15 protein-coding genes and 1 pseudogene are annotated in these 15,795 nt (G+C 60.6%); 11 read left to right on the top strand and 5 right to left on the bottom strand.

The features are described from left to right. Positions 1-41: 41 nt before the first annotated feature. The 11 genes and pseudogenes from ubiE to PMI01S_RS32520 all read left to right on the top strand — a co-directional run bounded on the left by ubiE (position 42) and on the right by PMI01S_RS32520 (position 8,145). Entirely contained in the window at positions 42-812 is a 771-nt protein-coding gene (gene ubiE, locus PMI01S_RS23520; RefSeq protein ID WP_007948968.1) for a bifunctional demethylmenaquinone methyltransferase/2-methoxy-6-polyprenyl-1,4-benzoquinol methylase UbiE, read from the top strand. Then, positions 812-1,435, top strand: a complete 624-nt coding sequence (locus PMI01S_RS23515) for a ubiquinone biosynthesis accessory factor UbiJ (RefSeq protein WP_084322541.1) — start codon at positions 812-814, stop codon at positions 1,433-1,435. Before ubiE ends, PMI01S_RS23515 begins: the two co-directional genes overlap by 1 nt. Beyond that, positions 1,432-3,036 (top strand): ubiquinone biosynthesis regulatory protein kinase UbiB, encoded by a 1,605-nt coding sequence (ubiB, locus tag PMI01S_RS23510; protein ID WP_084322540.1) that lies wholly within the window; start codon positions 1,432-1,434, stop codon positions 3,034-3,036. Before PMI01S_RS23515 ends, ubiB begins: the two co-directional genes overlap by 4 nt. A gap of 80 nt (positions 3,037-3,116) precedes the next feature. Beyond that, complete coding sequence (gene hisI, locus PMI01S_RS23505) at positions 3,117-3,518, top strand: phosphoribosyl-AMP cyclohydrolase (protein WP_084322539.1); 402 nt, start codon at positions 3,117-3,119, stop codon at positions 3,516-3,518. Then, on the top strand, positions 3,511-3,843 hold the full coding sequence (locus tag PMI01S_RS23500) for a phosphoribosyl-ATP diphosphatase (protein ID WP_007899279.1): 333 nt from the start codon (positions 3,511-3,513) through the stop codon (positions 3,841-3,843). Before hisI ends, PMI01S_RS23500 begins: the two co-directional genes overlap by 8 nt. 25 nt (positions 3,844-3,868) lie before the next feature. After that, positions 3,869-4,147, top strand: coding sequence for a twin-arginine translocase TatA/TatE family subunit (locus PMI01S_RS23495; protein ID WP_084322538.1), 279 nt, complete (start codon positions 3,869-3,871; stop codon positions 4,145-4,147). 10 nt (positions 4,148-4,157) lie between these two features. Then, on the top strand, positions 4,158-4,601 hold the full coding sequence (tatB, locus tag PMI01S_RS23490) for a Sec-independent protein translocase protein TatB (protein ID WP_084322537.1): 444 nt from the start codon (positions 4,158-4,160) through the stop codon (positions 4,599-4,601). Further along, positions 4,598-5,392, top strand: a complete 795-nt coding sequence (gene tatC / locus PMI01S_RS23485) for a twin-arginine translocase subunit TatC (protein ID WP_084322536.1) — start codon at positions 4,598-4,600, stop codon at positions 5,390-5,392. The genes tatB and tatC overlap by 4 nt, the downstream gene beginning before the upstream one ends. After that, positions 5,389-6,096, top strand: coding sequence for a 16S rRNA (uracil(1498)-N(3))-methyltransferase (locus tag PMI01S_RS23480; protein ID WP_084322535.1), 708 nt, complete (start codon positions 5,389-5,391; stop codon positions 6,094-6,096). Before tatC ends, PMI01S_RS23480 begins: the two co-directional genes overlap by 4 nt. 132 nt (positions 6,097-6,228) lie before the next feature. Next, positions 6,229-7,287 (top strand): annotated as a pseudogene (locus PMI01S_RS32525) (methyl-accepting chemotaxis protein); the annotation flags it as partial. After that, complete coding sequence (locus PMI01S_RS32520) at positions 7,273-8,145, top strand: methyl-accepting chemotaxis protein (RefSeq protein WP_371850936.1); 873 nt, start codon at positions 7,273-7,275, stop codon at positions 8,143-8,145. The pseudogene PMI01S_RS32525 and the gene PMI01S_RS32520, both read left to right, overlap by 15 nt. A gap of 156 nt (positions 8,146-8,301) precedes the next feature. Here PMI01S_RS32520 and PMI01S_RS23470 read toward each other — a convergent pair whose 3' ends face one another. From PMI01S_RS23470 to PMI01S_RS23450, 5 genes are all read right to left on the bottom strand, one after another. Next, positions 8,302-9,036, bottom strand: a complete 735-nt coding sequence (locus PMI01S_RS23470) for an amino acid ABC transporter ATP-binding protein (RefSeq protein WP_084322533.1) — start codon at positions 9,034-9,036, stop codon at positions 8,302-8,304. After that, the gene (locus tag PMI01S_RS23465) at positions 9,029-9,988 is read right to left on the bottom strand and encodes an amino acid ABC transporter permease (protein ID WP_084322532.1); all 960 of its coding nucleotides are present in this window, start codon (positions 9,986-9,988) and stop codon (positions 9,029-9,031) included. The genes PMI01S_RS23470 and PMI01S_RS23465 overlap by 8 nt, the downstream gene beginning before the upstream one ends. Positions 9,989-10,143: 155 nt before the next feature. Further along, positions 10,144-10,941 carry a transporter substrate-binding domain-containing protein gene (locus PMI01S_RS23460; protein ID WP_084322554.1) on the bottom strand — a complete coding sequence of 266 codons (798 nt, stop codon included), beginning with the start codon at positions 10,939-10,941 and terminating at the stop codon, positions 10,144-10,146. A 189-nt stretch (positions 10,942-11,130) separates the two neighbouring features. Continuing rightward, positions 11,131-13,701, bottom strand: coding sequence for a glucans biosynthesis glucosyltransferase MdoH (gene mdoH, locus PMI01S_RS23455; RefSeq protein ID WP_084322531.1), 2,571 nt, complete (start codon positions 13,699-13,701; stop codon positions 11,131-11,133). Next, on the bottom strand, positions 13,694-15,508 hold the full coding sequence (locus PMI01S_RS23450; protein WP_084322530.1) for a glucan biosynthesis protein G: 1,815 nt from the start codon (positions 15,506-15,508) through the stop codon (positions 13,694-13,696). Before PMI01S_RS23450 ends, mdoH begins: the two co-directional genes overlap by 8 nt. Between the last annotated feature and the right edge of the window lie 287 nt (positions 15,509-15,795).

Raw genomic sequence — 15,795 nt, 5'->3', positions numbered from 1 at the left:
CGGGATTAGAATGTCCCGCATTCTCTTCTGGTGACAGCGATATGACTGATCAGCGCAAAGGCAGCGATGCCGAACCCACCACTCACTTCGGTTTCAAAAACGTTCCGGAAAGCCAAAAAGCGGAAAAAGTCGCTGAGGTTTTCCACTCGGTAGCCGCCAAGTACGACTTGATGAACGACCTCCTGTCGGGCGGCATGCACCGTCTGTGGAAGCGTTTCGCGATCGAGCTGTCGGGCGTGCGCACCGGCAACCGCGTGCTGGACATTGCTGGCGGCACCGGCGACCTGACCAAAAAATTCTCGCACCTCGTGGGGCCAACTGGCCAGGTAGTGTTGGCCGACATCAACGAATCCATGCTTAAGGTCGGCCGTGACCGCCTGCTGGATCTCGGCGTGGCCGGCAACGTTGAATTCGTCCAGGCCGATGCTGAAAAGCTGCCGTTCCCGGACAACCACTTCGACTGCGTGACCATCGCGTTCGGTCTGCGCAACGTGACGCATAAAGAAGACGCCCTGCGTTCGATGCTGCGCGTACTCAAGCCGGGCGGCCGTTTGCTGGTGCTGGAATTCTCCAAACCGACCAACGCGCTGATGTCCAAGGCCTACGACGCCTACTCGTTCGCCTTCATGCCACTGATGGGCAAGCTGATCACCAACGACTCGGAAAGCTATCGCTACCTCGCCGAATCGATCCGCATGCACCCGAATCAGGAAACCCTGAAGTCGATGATGGTCGAGGCCGGCTTCGACCGCGTGACCTACCACAACATGACCGCAGGCATCGTCGCCCTGCACCGCGGCATCAAACCCTGATGTTGCTGGCCGGACTGCTCGCCAGCGTTGAACTCGGCCTGAACCGGGTGCTGCGCCTCGACAGCACGGCGCTGCCGCGGCTGGGGCATTTGAGCGGCAGAGTGATTGCCGTCGACTGCCGCAGCCCGGCGTTGCAATTGTTCATCCTGCCCAGCGACGAAGGCCTGATGCTCGCATCCCACTGGGAAACCGGTGCCGACTGCACCTTGCGTGCACCGGCCTCAAGCCTGCTGAAACTGGCGATGAGCAAGGACAAGACCTCGGTCCTGCATGAACCTCAAGTTGAACTCGACGGCGACAGCGGCGTGCTGCTGGAGCTGGCGGCGATCCTTCAGGACCTCGAACTGGACTGGGAGTACGAACTCTCGCGCTGGCTCGGCCCGGTCGCCACGCAACTGGTCGGCGGTCACCTGCGCAGCCGCGCACGCTGGTATCGGCAAGGGTTCGCCAGCCTCAATCAGAACCTGGGCGAATACCTGGCCGAAGAGTCGCGCACCCTCGTCGGTCAGCGCGAAGCCGAAGCCCGTTTCAGTGAACTGGACCAGATCAAACTCGATCTGGAACGTCTCGAGGCGCGTTTCGAGCGCCTTTCCCGATCCCTCGACCCAAGCGATAACGCATGAAGCTGCTTGCCGTCCGCCGTTTGTTGCGCATCCAGCGCGTTGTGATTCGCTACCGCCTCGATGACTTGCTGTTCGCCCTCCCGCTGCCGTGGTTTCTGCTGGCGCTGCGCTACGCCTTGCCGTGGCGCTGGTTCCCACGCAAGACGCTGGACCTGAGCCGCGGCGCCCGATTGCGCCTGGCGCTGCAGGACCTGGGCCCGATTTTCATCAAGTTCGGGCAGATCCTGTCCACTCGTCGCGACCTGCTGCCGGAAGACATCGCCGACGAACTGATGAAGTTGCAGGACCGCGTACCGCCGTTCGATTCGCAAGTGTCGGTCAGGCTGATCGAAGAACAGCTCGGCAAGAAAATCAGTGAAGTGTTCAGCCGCTTCGACGTCGAACCACTGGCTTCTGCTTCGGTGGCGCAGGTGCATGCCGCGCAGCTGAAAACCGGTGAAGAAGTCGTCGTCAAAGTCATCCGCCCCGGCCTGAAACCCATCATCGCGCAGGATCTGGCGTGGCTGTTCATCCTCGCTCGCGCCGCGGAAAAACTCTCCGCGGACGCACGCTTGCTGCACCCGGTGGACGTGGTCAGCGACTACGAAAAAACCATCTACGACGAGCTCGATCTGCTGCGCGAGGCCGCCAACGCCAGCCAGTTGAAGCGCAACTTCGACGGTTCGCCGCTGCTGTACGTGCCGCAAGTCTATTGGGACTGGTGCCGGCCGAAAGTGCTGGTGATGGAGCGCATCTACGGGATTCAGGTGACCGATCTGGCGACCCTCGCCGACCAGCGCACCGACATGAAAATGCTCGCCGAGCGCGGTGTGGAGATCTTCTTCACCCAGGTGTTCCGCGACAGTTTCTTCCATGCCGACATGCACCCCGGCAACATCTTCGTCAGCACCGTGAATCCGTGGAGCCCGCAATACATTGCGATCGACTGCGGCATCGTCGGCAGCCTGACCCCTGAAGACCAGGATTACCTGGCGCGCAACCTGTTCGCGTTCTTCAAGCGTGACTACCGGCGTGTCGCGCAATTGCACATCGACTCGGGCTGGGTGCCGGCGGAAACCAAACTCAACGAATTCGAAGCAGCGATCCGTACGGTGTGCGAGCCGATTTTCGAAAAACCGTTAAAAGATATTTCCTTCGGCCAGGTGCTGATGCGCCTGTTCCAGACTGCTCGACGCTTCAACATGGAAGTGCAGCCGCAACTGGTGCTGCTGCAGAAAACCCTGCTGAACATCGAAGGCCTGGGCCGTCAGTTGTACCCGGACCTTGATTTGTGGAACACCGCCCAGCCGTTCCTCGAACGCTGGATGCGTGAGCGCGTCAGCCCTAAAGCCTTGCTCGGCAACGTGCAGAGCCAGTTCGAACAACTGCCGCACCTGGCCAATATGGCCCGCGATCTGCTCGAACGCATGTCCCAGCCCCACGCCTACGACCCGCCACCACCGTGGCATCGTCGCCGGGACGACTGGTTCCTGCGGCTGCTCGGCACGGCTCATCTGGCCGGCGGCGCGATACTCGCCATTGGCGGGCCGTTGAACGAACTGGCTTACTGGCCGGCCGGAATCATGATGGCCGTCGGTTTGTATCTGGTCGTTCGCCGATAGCCAGTTGTGTGATCCACTGGCACACTGTTTGAACGTTGGGCTCTGCTAATGAAGTGCGGGGTCCGCTGTCGGAGTCGAAGATGAAAAACTGGCTGGACGAAATCAAGTGGGACGCCGATGGCCTGGTGCCGGCAATTGCCCAGGATCACAAGACCGGGCGCGTCCTGATGATGGCCTGGATGAACCGTCAAGCGCTGGAACTGACCGCCGCCGAAAACCGTGCCATTTACTGGTCACGTTCCCGTGGCAAGCTGTGGCGCAAGGGTGAAGAGTCCGGCCACGTGCAGACCCTGCATGAGATGCGCCTGGACTGTGACGCCGACGTGATCATCCTGATGGTCGAACAGATCGGCGACATTGCCTGCCATACCGGTCGCCAGAGCTGCTTCTACCGCGTCTTCGAGAACGGCGACTGGAAAACCGTCGACCCGGTCCTGAAAGATCCGCACGCCATCTACTCCGCAGGACATACCCATGAGTGACACCCTGACCCGTCTGGCCCAGGTGCTGGAAGAGCGCAAAGGCGCCGCCGCCGACAGCTCGTATGTCGCCAGCCTGTACCACAAGGGCTTGAACAAGATTCTGGAAAAAGTCGGCGAAGAGTCGGTCGAAACCATCATTGCCGCCAAGGATGCCGCCATCAGCGGTGACTGCAGCGATGTGATCTACGAGACCGCCGACCTATGGTTCCACAGCATGGTCATGCTCGCCCAACTGGGGCAGCATCCACAGGCTGTACTCGATGAACTGGACCGTCGTTTCGGTCTGTCCGGACACGCCGAGAAAGCCTCGCGCCCGTCCGCCTGAACAATTATTAGAGAGGAGCAGCAACATGGGCATTTTTGACTGGAAACACTGGATCGTCATCCTGGTTGTTGTCGTTTTGGTCTTCGGCACCAAGAAACTGAAAAACCTCGGCACTGACGTGGGCGAGTCGATCAAGGGCTTCAAGAAAGCCATGAGCGATGAAGACAAACCGGTTGACCCGACAGTGACCCCGGCCCAACCGGTGCCACCGGTTCAGCCACAGACCACACAGTCCGTGAACCAGCCGCACACCATCGACGTGCAGGCGCAAAAAGTCGAAGAGCCGATCCGCAAAGACGTGTGAGCACTGACTAATGTTTGGTATCAGCTTCTCTGAACTGCTGCTCGTCGGCCTCGTGGCCCTGCTCGTGCTGGGCCCCGAACGTCTGCCGGGTGCTGCGCGCACGGCGGGCCTGTGGGTCGGGCGCCTGAAGCGCAGCTTCAACGCGATCAAACAGGAAGTTGAACGTGAAATCGGTGCCGACGAGATCCGTCGGCAACTGCACAACGAGCACATTCTGTCGCTGGAACAGGAGGCGCGGAAGATCTTCACGCCGACTCAGCAGGAAGCCACACCGGTTCAACCTGTTGAGCCTGTAGCGGAGCAGACGATCCATGCTCCAACCGCTGCACCTGTTGCAGTGGCTGTAGAACCAGCGCCCGTCGTTGCAGCCACACCGGTTGAACCCGTTACTCCTGCGGCTGCGCCTGTTGCGCCGGCCCCTCATGACCCAACACTGCCGCCGCGAGCCCCATGAGCGATCTCCCAGAAAACGACCAGCACATGCCGCTGGTTTCGCACCTCACCGAGTTGCGTACCCGTCTGCTGCGCTGCGTAGCGGCGATCTTCATTATCTTCGCCGGGTTGTTCGCCTTCACCCAGCAGATCTACACCTTCGTCTCCACGCCACTGCGGCAATACCTGCCGGTGGGCGCGACGATGATCGCCACCGACGTGTCGTCGCCGTTCCTCACGCCGCTGAAGCTGACCATGATGGTGTCGCTGTTCCTGGCGATCCCGGTGATCCTGCATCAGATCTGGGGTTTCATTGCGCCAGGCCTGTACAAACATGAAAAACGCATCGCCGTACCCTTGCTGGTATCGAGCATCATGCTGTTCTACGCCGGCATGGCGTTCGCCTACTACCTGGTGTTCCCGCTGATCTTCAAATTCTTCGCCGCCGCCACCCCGGCCGGCGTGGAGATGATGACCGACATCAGCAGCTACCTCGACTTCGTCATGACGCTGTTCTTCGCCTTCGGCGTGGCGTTCGAAATCCCGGTGGCGGTGGTGCTGCTGGTATGGATCGGCGTGGTCGACGTCAAATACCTGAAAAAAATCCGCCCGTACGTGATCATCGGCTGCTTCGTGGTCGGCATGATCCTGACGCCACCGGACATCTTTTCGCAGACGCTGCTGGCCGTACCGATGTGGCTGCTGTTTGAAATCGGCATCCTGTTCGGCGGCCTGATCAGCAAGCGTGGCGAGCACCCGGACGACCAGCCGGTTGACGATCACAACGACCAGCCGCCAGCGACCCAGCCGTGAACCTGTTGCTCCTCATCGAGGCCGATTTCATTGCGGCCGACCGGGCGATCCTGCGTGATCGCCGGTTGACCCACATGCAGGAAGTTCACCGCTGTGAAGTGGGTGACACCCTGCGCGTCGGGCGTATCGGCGGCCTGATGGGTTCGGCCGAAGTGCTGCGCCTGGACGCCGATGAAGCCGAACTGCGCGTCACGCTCGATCAACCGCCTCCGGCCAAGCTGCCGCTGACCCTGGTATTGGCCCTTCCGCGGCCCAAAATGCTCCGTCGGGTGTTTCAGACCGTGGCGGCCATGGGTGTGCCGCGGATCGTGCTGGTGAACAGCTACCGCGTCGAGAAGAGCTTCTGGCAGACACCGTTTCTCGAACCTGAAGCGATTCGCGAGCAACTGATCCTCGGCCTCGAGCAGGCCCGGGACAGCGTGTTGCCTGAAATCGTCATCGAAAAACGCTTCAAACCGTTCGTCGAAGATCGCCTGCCGGCCATCACCGAAGGCACCCTTGGCCTGGTCGGTCACCCCGGAAATTACCCGCCCTGCCCCCGCGGCCTGGACGAACCGGTAACCCTGGCCATCGGCCCGGAAGGCGGCTGGATTCCTTACGAAATCGATTTACTCGGCAAATCCGGCCTGCAACCGGTGCAGCTCGGCGAGCGCATCCTGCGCGTCGAGACTGCCGTCACTGCATTGCTCGCACGTCTGTTCTAAACACCGCCGCTCCCATAAGTCATCTTTCACTTCGAATATTGCTGGCCGCACATCGGCCTGCACCTACAGAACCCCGCACCCCTGCCGATATACCTCCCATAAAACCAATTTGTGGTCCGAGGGAGTTGCAGCATGTACCGATGGCTAGCCGAGAAACTGGGAAACGTCAGCGTCAATCGCAAACTGGGTGTCGGCTTCGGTCTGGTACTGCTACTCACCTTGTTGATCACCTTCACCGGCTGGACCGGCCTGAGTGACGTCATCAGTCGCGGCGACAAACTGGGGTTCATTGCCAGTCTCAATGACCTGACCAAAGACTTGCGCCTGGCCCGCCTGGATTACGAAATGCGCCGTGGCGAACAAGGCCCGGGGGCCGTCAACGACCTGCTCGGGCAACTCGACACCGGGCTGAAGACCGCGCGTACACTGATCGAACAACCTGCCGATGCGGCCATGGTCGACCAGCAGTTGGCCGCGGTCAGCGAGTACAAACAAGCCTTTGCCGCCATGGTCCAGGCCGGCGCCAGCCGCGAAGATGCGCGCAGCAAACTCGGCGCCAACGCCGATAACGCCGTAGCACGCGTGACTGAAGTCGAGAAAGCCATGCAGCAGGGCGACAGCGTCGCCGATTTCAACAGTGTGGTTGAAGTCAGCAAATTACTTCAGCAAGCCCGCTATCAAGTTCGCGGCTACACCTACAGCGGCAAGGCCGACGCTGAACAACCGGCGCTGGATGCCATTACCAATGCCCTGAACAGCCTCGACAGCCTGCCATCGAAACTGCCGCAACAGCACACGGCCAATCTGCAACAGGCCAGCGAATCGTTCAAAGCCTATCGCGCCGCCGTCAGCCAGTTCCGCGACTCTCAAGTCGCCAGCGCCGCCGCACTCACACGCATGGCCTCCCAGGGCAACATCCTGCTCGACGTCAGCAAAAAGCTCACCGGCTCGCAAACCGTCGTACGCGACACCGACGCCGCGCACGCCAAGAACATGCTGTTGCTGGCCACTGCCCTGGCCTTGATCTTCGGTCTTTTCGCGGCATGGGCTATCACCCGACAGATCGTCATTCCACTGAGCCAGACGCTGAAAGTGGCCGAGCGCATCGCCGCCGGCGACCTGAGCCAGAACCTCGTGTCCGAGCGTCAGGACGAACTCGGTCAACTCCAGCGCGCCATGCAGAGCATGACCCTGGGCCTGCGCGAATTGATCGGTGGCATCAGCGACGGCGTCACGCAAATCGCCAGCGCCGCCGAAGAACTGTCCGCAGTGACCGAGCAGACCAGCGCCGGGGTCAACAGCCAGAAGGTCGAGACCGATCAGGTGGCAACCGCGATGAACGAAATGACTGCCACCGTGCAGGAAGTCGCGCGCAACGCCGAAGAAGCCTCTGAAGCCGCCCTTGCCGCTGACCAGCAGGCCCGCGAAGGTGACAAGGTCGTCGGCGAAGCCATCGCCCAGATCGAGCGCCTGGCCCTCGAAGTCGGTAATTCCACCGAAGCCATGGGTCACTTGAAACGCGAAAGCGACAAGATCGGCAGCGTGCTCGACGTGATCAAATCCGTCGCCCAGCAAACCAACCTGCTGGCGCTCAACGCGGCCATTGAAGCCGCCCGCGCCGGTGAAGCCGGACGTGGTTTTGCGGTGGTCGCCGACGAGGTTCGCAGCCTGGCCCAGCGCACCCAGAAGTCCACCGAAGAAATCGAAGAGCTGATCGTCGGCCTGCAAAGTGGCACCCAGCAAGTCGCGACCATCATGGACAACAGCCGCAGCCTGACCGACAGCAGCGTCGAACTGACCCGTCGAGCGGGTGGCTCGCTGGAAAGCATCACCCGCACCGTGTCGGCGATTCAGTCGATGAACCAGCAGATTGCCGCAGCGGCCGAGCAGCAGAGTGCGGTGGCTGAAGAGATCAACCGTAGCGTGCTCAACGTGCGCGATGTGTCCGAGCAGACCTCGGCAGCCAGCGAAGAAACCGCGGCCTCCAGCGTCGAGCTGGCGCGGTTGGGGACGCATTTGCAGATGCTGGTGGGCAAGTTCAGGGTTTGAGGTGATGCGGGGGCCTCGGTTCACTCAGGACCGAGGCGATGCCTTCGCGAGCAAGCCCGCTCCCACAGAGTTTTCGGTGTTCACTCTTTTTACGTTCCACCGTTAAACCCTATGGGAGCGGGCTTGCCCGCGATTACCATCTAACAGGCGCTGAAGCTATAGGACCTGACGAAGGAAAGCCTGAGCCCGCGGATCCTTCGGCGCATCGAAGAACTCGGCTGGCGAGGCGTCTTCCAGCAATTTGCCGTGATCGAAGAACAGCACCCGATCCGCCACTTCCCGCGCAAAGCCCATCTCATGGGTGACGCAGACCATGGTCATGCCTTCCACGGCCAGGGTTTTCATCACGTCCAGCACTTCACCGACCATTTCCGGATCCAGCGCCGAGGTCGGCTCATCGAACAGCATGACCTTGGGTTCCATCGCCAACGCCCGGGCAATCGCCACGCGCTGTTGCTGGCCGCCGGACAGGCGCGACGGATACTCGTTGGCCTTCTGCGCGATTCCAACCTTTTCCAGCAGCGCCAGCGCCTTGGCCTCACGCTCTTTCTTGCCGCGCTTGCGCACGACTTTCTGCGCCAGGCAGAGGTTTTCCAGCACGGTCATGTGCGGGAACAGGTTGAAATGCTGGAACACCATGCCGACTTCGCGACGGTAGGCATTCACGTCGGTTTTCGGGTCGGCCAGTTGCAGGCCGTCGATGCTCACCGAGCCTGAATCGAATTCTTCCAGGCCGTTGAGGCAGCGCAGGAAGGTCGACTTGCCGGAACCGGACGGGCCGATCACCACCAGCACTTCGCCCTTGGCCACGGCCGTGCTGACGTTGTCCACCGCGCGTACCACTTGGCCGCGGGTGTCGAAGACTTTTACCAGATCGCGGACTTCAATCACTTTGCGCGAGCCTCCGCTCAAGCCGGCTGGCGATTTTCGACAGCGGCAGGTTGATCAACAAATACAGGCCGGCCACGCAGAACAGGATTTCGAATGGCGAAAACGAGGTAGTGATGACTTCACGACCGCTTTTCAACAGCTCGGTAATCGCAATCACCGACACCAGCGAGGTGTCCTTAACCAGGCTGATGAACTGCCCGGCGAGCGGCGGCAGCACGCGTTTGAACGCTTGCGGCAGCACCACGTGGCGCATCGACTGGCCGGCGCTAAGGCCGAGGGAGCGTGCGGCTTCGTTCTGGCCGCGGGCAATCGATTGCACGCCGGAGCGGATGATCTCTGCCACGTACGCGCCGGTGAACAGAGAGAGCGCGGCGATCCCGGCGAATTCCCGTGACAGGTTCATCACGGTGCCGATGAAGAAGTAGAAAATGAAAATCTGCACCAGCAGCGGCGTACCGCGCACCAGTTCGACGTAGATCGTCGAGAGGTCACGCAGGGTCGGGTTGTTCGACAGACGACACAAGCCGGTGGCCAGGCCAATCAACAGGCCAAGCACGCCCGACACCACGGACAACCACAAGGTGGTCCAAAGCCCCCACATCAGGGGGCCTGCGGCCCAATGGCGAGTCACGCCGATCACGTCGCCCTCAGCCACGTCATCGCCCTGGGCAACTTGCAGGCTGTTGTCGTCGACGGTCAGATGCTGCTCGTCACCCGCGTCGTTGCGCAGGGTGACCTCAGCCTTGTCGCCCTTGCGCACCAGTTCGCTGACAGTGGAGATGTCGGCGGCGCGCTGGGATTCTTCGGCGTGGTAGGCGAAGTACTGTGGCACACGGTTCCAGCGCCATTCGTAGGACATCAGCGAGGTGGCGTAATACAACGCGCCGGCCAGGCCGATCAGCACCAGCACAGTCAACACGTGCCAGGGCCATTGGGCTTTTTTCTGTTTCATCAGGTAAGCAGGTTCCGGATTCTATGTCGCCAGGGAGGCCGCCATCGCCAGCAAGCCGGCTCCTACCGTTGATCCGGGTGAACACAATAGGTGTGTCCGACGCTAATCCTGTAGGAGCCGGCTTGCTGGCGATTGACGCGACTCGGTCTGAAGCCTTATTCCATGTCTTTCTGCCAAGCGGTGTCTTTGAACCACTTGTCATGGATGCGATCGTAGGTGCCGTCTTCGTGGATCTGGTGCAGGAAGTTGTTGATGAAGTTGATGCTGTCGTAGTCACCCTTCTTCAGACCAAAGGCCAGCGGCTCGTAGGTGAACGGCTTGTCGAGGAACACCAGCTTGCCGTTGCCGAACTTGTTCACCGCCACTACGTTGTAAGGCGCGTCATAGATAAAGGCGTCGGCCTTGCCGTTGACCACATCGAGCACGGCTTCCTGCTCGTTGTCATAACCGTGGTACTTGGCTTTGGAGATCAGCTTTTTGGCAACCATTTCGCCGGTGGTGCCAAGCTTGGAGGTGATGCGGTAGTCGGTGGTGTTCAGGTCTTTGTAGGACTTGATGGTGCCCTCCAGCTCCTTGCGGATCAGCAAGGTCTGGCCGACCACGATGAACGGTTCGCTGAAGTTCAGGCGCAGGTTGCGCTCCTGGGTCAGGGTCATGCCGCTGCCGATCATGTCGAACTTGTCAGTGAGCAGGGCCGGGATGATGCCGTCGTAACCGGTGGACACCAGCTCCAGCTTGACGCCCATGGCCTTGGTCATGGCTTTGAGGATGTCGACTTCGAAACCGATGATCTCGCCGCGCTTGTTGGTCATCTCGAACGGCATGTAGGTCGGGTCCATGCCGACTTTCAGCGTGCCGCGCTTGACTGCGTCATCGATGGCACCGGCCTGCGCCGCGCTGACTGCAACCAATGCCGTGACGCCGACCAGCAGCATCGAGAGATACTTCTTCATCATCATGTCCCCAAACCCATTGAGTTATGAGGCGCGCAAACGGCGGCTCCCCTCAGGAAACGCATCGATACGGACAAAAATTATCCGGGCGCACCAATTCGGGGACGGATCCTAACGTACTCGCTCGTTTGCACAAGTGTTTGGAAACGATGAGGCAAAAAAAACCTCGCTTTCGCGAGGTTCTCTTTGTCAGGCCAACTGCGGTTGCGCACTCAGCGGCTTGAGCGGCAGCAGCGGCGCATGGGGATCGGCTTTCACCGACTGGCGCCAGGCTCCCAGCCAATCCGGATGACCTTCGTTCCAGACCTGCTCATGCAAGCGCGCCAGGGCCACCGGATCGCTCAGCAATTGCACACGCTCATTGTTGGTCAAACCGTCAGGCCCGACTTTCAATGCATGGCGAACACGCTCGATCCGCAGCCATTCGATCGGCTCGGCCTCACGGTGACGCGACGTCGCCAGCGAGCAGGCCAGGGCGTTCTGCTGTGGATCGACCACCGCGCGGATGAAGCCGTCTTTCAGCGCGTGATAACGGTTTTCATGGGTGTACTGGTCAGTCGCCAGCAACGCCTGTGGCGGATTGTATTCCTCAGGGATCAGGAACAGGCTCTCGTCACGGGACTTGAGGCCCAGGCCCACGCGACTGGAGATCACCGACACCGGAATCGACAGCATCAACGAACCGACGATCGGCACCAGCCACCAGAGGAAGCTCGGGTTCAGCCAGATCACCAGCAGCGCCCAGAAGAAACCCAGCAAGGTTTGCGGACCGTGACGCTTGACGGCTTCGCTCCATGGCGTGGAGTCGTCGTCACGCTGCGGCGAGTTCCAGGTCGCGGCCCAGCCGAGGAACGCGGCAAGCACGAAGCGGGTGTGAAAAATCATCCGCACCGGCGCCAGCAACATGGAGAACAGCATCTCCAGCAGCATCGACAACGTCACCTTGAACTTGCCACCGAACTCTTTCGCGCCCTTGGCCCAGATCAGGATGATGCTCAACAGCTTCGGCAGGAACAGCAGCACGATGGTGGTCGAGAACAACGCGATCGCCTTGTCCGGGTGCCATTGTGGCCACAGCGGATAGAGCTGGCGCGGTTCAAGGAAATACTGCGGTTCCATCAGCGTGTTGACCGCCAGCAGCGCCGTCGACAGCACGAGGAAGAAGAACCACAGCGGCGCCGACAGGTAAGACATCACGCCGGTCAGGAACACTGCGCGGTGAACCGGGTGCATGCCCTTGACCAGGAACAGGCGGAAGTTCATCAGGTTACCGTGGCACCAGCGACGGTCACGCTTGAGTTCGTCCAGCAGGTTCGGCGGCAGTTCTTCATAGCTGCCCGGCAAGTCGTAGGCAATCCAGACGCCCCAACCCGCACGGCGCATCAGCGCTGCTTCGACGAAGTCGTGGGACAGGATCGCACCGGCGAACGCGCCTTTACCCGGCAACGGCGCCAGGGCGCAGTGCTCGATGAACGGCTTCATGCGGATGATCGCGTTGTGGCCCCAGTAGTGGGATTCGCCCAACTGCCAGAAGTGCAGGCCGGCGGTAAACAGCGGACCGTACACACGGGTCGCGAACTGCTGCATGCGCGCATACAGCGTGTCCATGCCCGATGCGCGCGGCGCGGTCTGGATGATCCCGGCGTCCGGCGTGGCTTCCATCAAGCGCACCAGACTGGTCAGGCACTCGCCGCTCATTACCGAGTCAGCGTCGAGCACGACCATGTACTTGTAGTCACCGCCCCAACGACGGCAGAAGTCGTCGAGGTTGCCGCTTTTGCGTTTTACCCGACGGCGACGGCGGCGATAGAAGATCTTGCCGAAGCCACCGGCTTCGCGGCAGACGTCCAGCCAGGCCTGCTGTTCGGCGACGCAGATGTCGGCATCGTTACTGTCGCTGAGGACGAAAAAGTCGAAGCGATCCAGGTCACCCGTGGCCGCAACCGACTCGAACGTCGCGCGCAGACCGGCAAACACCCGTGGCACGTCTTCGTTGCAGATCGGCATCACCAGTGCGGTGCGAGCGTCCTTGGCAATCGGCTCGTTGCCGGCACTTTTACCGGAAATGCGGTATTTATCGTGACCGGTGAGCAACTCGAGGAAGCCCATCAGCGCTGTCCAGAAACCGGCCGACACCCAGCAGAACAGAATCCCGAACATGATCAGGATGCTGGTCTGCAGCGCATACGGCAGCACTTGCGTGACGGTTTGCATCAGGGGTTGATGCAGGACTTCGTTCAGGTCGACGAACGACCAGCCCTGGTACGGCATGATGCCTTTCATGTACCAGCCGGCGACGATGGTTTGACCGAGCATCAGTACCAGCAGGATGTAACGGCGGATCGAACCGACCGTACGCCAGCGCGCGGCCGGCAATACATTCTCGTCTTTCGGCGGGGCTGGTGGATTGGTACGACCGGTCAGACGCCGCCAGCCACGCACCAGGATATTGGTGCGCCACGGCTCGGGCACGACTTTGGTCCGGCGGATCGGCGGAGTGGCCTTGAGGCAAACACGACCGCTGGCGTCGAGCACCAGCATTTCCGCTTCTTCCAGCTCTTCAGCAGTGTTCAGGGTCAAACGACGGCCCACCGAAGCTTGAGCAGCCTCGGTCGGCGAGTCGAACGTCGAGGACGACAGGCGCTGGTGCAGCTCGCTGAAGGACTGGCAGCCCGCGAGTTCCGCGCGCTGCTCGTCGGTCATCGGTAAATGCGCCAGATACTCGGCAAGAGTCTCTGGCTTTACTTGAGAATTACTCATCGGCAGGCAACTGGTAGCTCCAGGTCTCGGTCAGGACTTCTTCAGTCGCGGCCGATTCCGGTGTGGCTGGGGCCGCGTCCGCAGCAGCAGGCTGCTTGGCGTCTTTGTTGTCCTTGTCCTTGGCATCTGCGACTGGCTTGGCTTCGGCCTGCTTGGCCTCGGCGGCCTTCGCTTCCTTGTCCGCTTTCTCCGCTTGCCGGGCAGCAACCTTGTCAGCCTTGGCAACGGACGAATTGGACGCTGGAACCGAAGACTTGGCGAGATCGGCAGGCACAATGTTCTGAACCAGTGCCGCACGCATCTCGGTGGACTTGCCCGGATCCTTGATCTTCATCCGCAAGGTCAGGCGCCAGCCTTTGGTTTCAGGATTGTAACGCACGCTGTTCTCGACCAGCTCGGCGTTGTCGCCAACGCTGACCTGGCTGCGAACGTCCGCATCCGGGGCCAAGGCCGCCAGGGACGGGCCTTCGAAGTCCACCAGGTAGGCAACGCTGCCGTCCGGCTGGCGGATCAGGTTGGACTGTTTCACGTCACCCGTGGAACGCAGGGTCTGTTGGACCCAGGCGCTGTCCGGTGCATGAATCGCCGCTTCGTCGATGGTCCAGTGCATGCGGTAGCCGAATTCCAGCGGCTGGCCAGGCTCCGGCAGTTTTTCCGGGCTCCAGAACGCAACGATGTTGTCGTTGGTTTCGTCGGCGGTCGGAATTTCAACCAGGTCTACAGAACCCTTGCCCCAATCGCCTTTTGGCTCGATCCAGGCACTTGGACGCTTGTCGTAGCGGTCGTCGAGGTCTTCGTAGTGACTGAAGTCACGGCCACGTTGCAGCAAGCCGAAGCCACGCGGGTTCTCGATCGAGAAGTTGCTCACCGCCAGGTGTTTCGGGTTGTTCAGCGGGCGCCAGATCCACTCGCCGTTGCCGGCATGGATCGACAGACCGCTGGAGTCGTGCAGCTCGCGACGATAGTTCAGCACTTTGGAAGGCTGGTTGGCGCCGAACAGGAACATGCTGGTCAGCGGTGCAATGCCGAGCTTGGTGACCTTGTCACGCAGGAACATCTGGGCCTTGACGTCGACAACGGTGTCGCTGCCCGGACGCAGGGTCAGGCGATACGCGCCGGTGGCGCGTGGCGAATCCAGCAGGGCGAAAATGACCAGGTGCTTGTCACCCGGTTTCGGCTGCTGAATCCAGAACTCGGTGAAACGCGGGAACTCTTCGCCGGACGGCAACGCGGTATCGATGGCCATGCCGCGAGCGGACAAGCCATAAGTGTGCCCCTTGCCGACAACGCGGAAGTAACTCGCGCCGAGCATGGTCATGATTTCGTCTTGCTTGTCGGCCTTGTTGATCGGGTACAGCACACGGAAGCCGGCATAACCCAACTGTTCGGTGGCTTTTGGATCGAACTTGACATCGCCGAAATCGAAACGACTTGGGTCGTACTTGATCTCTTCGACGGTGTTGGCCGTGATTTCGTTGATTTTCACCGGAGTATCGAAGTGCATACCCTGGTGATAGAACGACAGTTTGAACGGGGTTTTCTGATCAGCCCATTCCGCTTTCTCGGTACGGAAACGAATTTTCTGATAGTCCGCGAATTTCATTTCGCGGAATTCGTTCGGCAGGTTACTGCGCGGGGCTTCGTATTTCTGCCCGGCCAGCTCTTTCGCCTTGGCCGACACGTCATCCAGACTGAATGCCCAAAGCTGGCCGGCGCTGAGCAGGCAAAGCAGGGCTGAGCCCGCTACCAGAGCGCTTCGTAACCGTTTGGCAGACAATTTTGGTGCAATACAGGGACTAACAATCACGAGCAACCCTCGCCGAAAACAGATCAAAAAACCAACGGCCAGTTAAAGGGCCTGTGAGGTAAACGGCATGAAAAACCCGTCCCTACAAACCACTCTTGCCAAGTTGGCGAGCATTGTTCCGACTCCTATGGGGCCAAATGATTCCCCAACAGGTCCAGGACAAGTCTCTACCTAAGTCAAAACGGACCAACGAACGCTGATCCCCGTAGCGCGCGATTATCTAGCAGGCCGCGTTACAACGCATCAGGCGCAACAAAGTATTTCTCGCGAAAAACCCCTGTTTTCAG

Origin of the sequence: Pseudomonas migulae NBRC 103157, assembly GCF_002091715.1 — a bacterium.
GTDB classification, from domain to species: Bacteria; Pseudomonadota; Gammaproteobacteria; order Pseudomonadales; family Pseudomonadaceae; genus Aquipseudomonas; species Aquipseudomonas migulae_A.
This window is presented reverse-complemented; position numbering and strand designations above follow the sequence as displayed.

What these genes read in the sequence shown, in the direction of transcription:
- PMI01S_RS23500 (WP_007899279.1), top strand. Translation starts at nt 3,511, where the DNA reads ATGAGTGACACCCTGACCCGTCTGGCCCAGGTGCTGGAAGAGCGCAAA.
- mdoH (WP_084322531.1), bottom strand. Translation starts at nt 13,701, where the DNA reads ATGAGTAATTCTCAAGTAAAGCCAGAGACTCTTGCCGAGTATCTGGCG.
- PMI01S_RS23515 (WP_084322541.1), top strand. Translation starts at nt 812, where the DNA reads ATGTTGCTGGCCGGACTGCTCGCCAGCGTTGAACTCGGCCTGAACCGG.
- PMI01S_RS23460 (WP_084322554.1), bottom strand. Translation starts at nt 10,941, where the DNA reads ATGAAGAAGTATCTCTCGATGCTGCTGGTCGGCGTCACGGCATTGGTT.
- tatC (WP_084322536.1), top strand. Translation starts at nt 4,598, where the DNA reads ATGAGCGATCTCCCAGAAAACGACCAGCACATGCCGCTGGTTTCGCAC.
- tatB (WP_084322537.1), top strand. Translation starts at nt 4,158, where the DNA reads ATGTTTGGTATCAGCTTCTCTGAACTGCTGCTCGTCGGCCTCGTGGCC.
- PMI01S_RS32520 (WP_371850936.1), top strand. Translation starts at nt 7,273, where the DNA reads ATGCAGAGCATGACCCTGGGCCTGCGCGAATTGATCGGTGGCATCAGC.
- hisI (WP_084322539.1), top strand. Translation starts at nt 3,117, where the DNA reads ATGAAAAACTGGCTGGACGAAATCAAGTGGGACGCCGATGGCCTGGTG.
- PMI01S_RS23465 (WP_084322532.1), bottom strand. Translation starts at nt 9,988, where the DNA reads ATGAAACAGAAAAAAGCCCAATGGCCCTGGCACGTGTTGACTGTGCTG.
- PMI01S_RS23495 (WP_084322538.1), top strand. Translation starts at nt 3,869, where the DNA reads ATGGGCATTTTTGACTGGAAACACTGGATCGTCATCCTGGTTGTTGTC.
- ubiE (WP_007948968.1), top strand. Translation starts at nt 42, where the DNA reads ATGACTGATCAGCGCAAAGGCAGCGATGCCGAACCCACCACTCACTTC.
- ubiB (WP_084322540.1), top strand. Translation starts at nt 1,432, where the DNA reads ATGAAGCTGCTTGCCGTCCGCCGTTTGTTGCGCATCCAGCGCGTTGTG.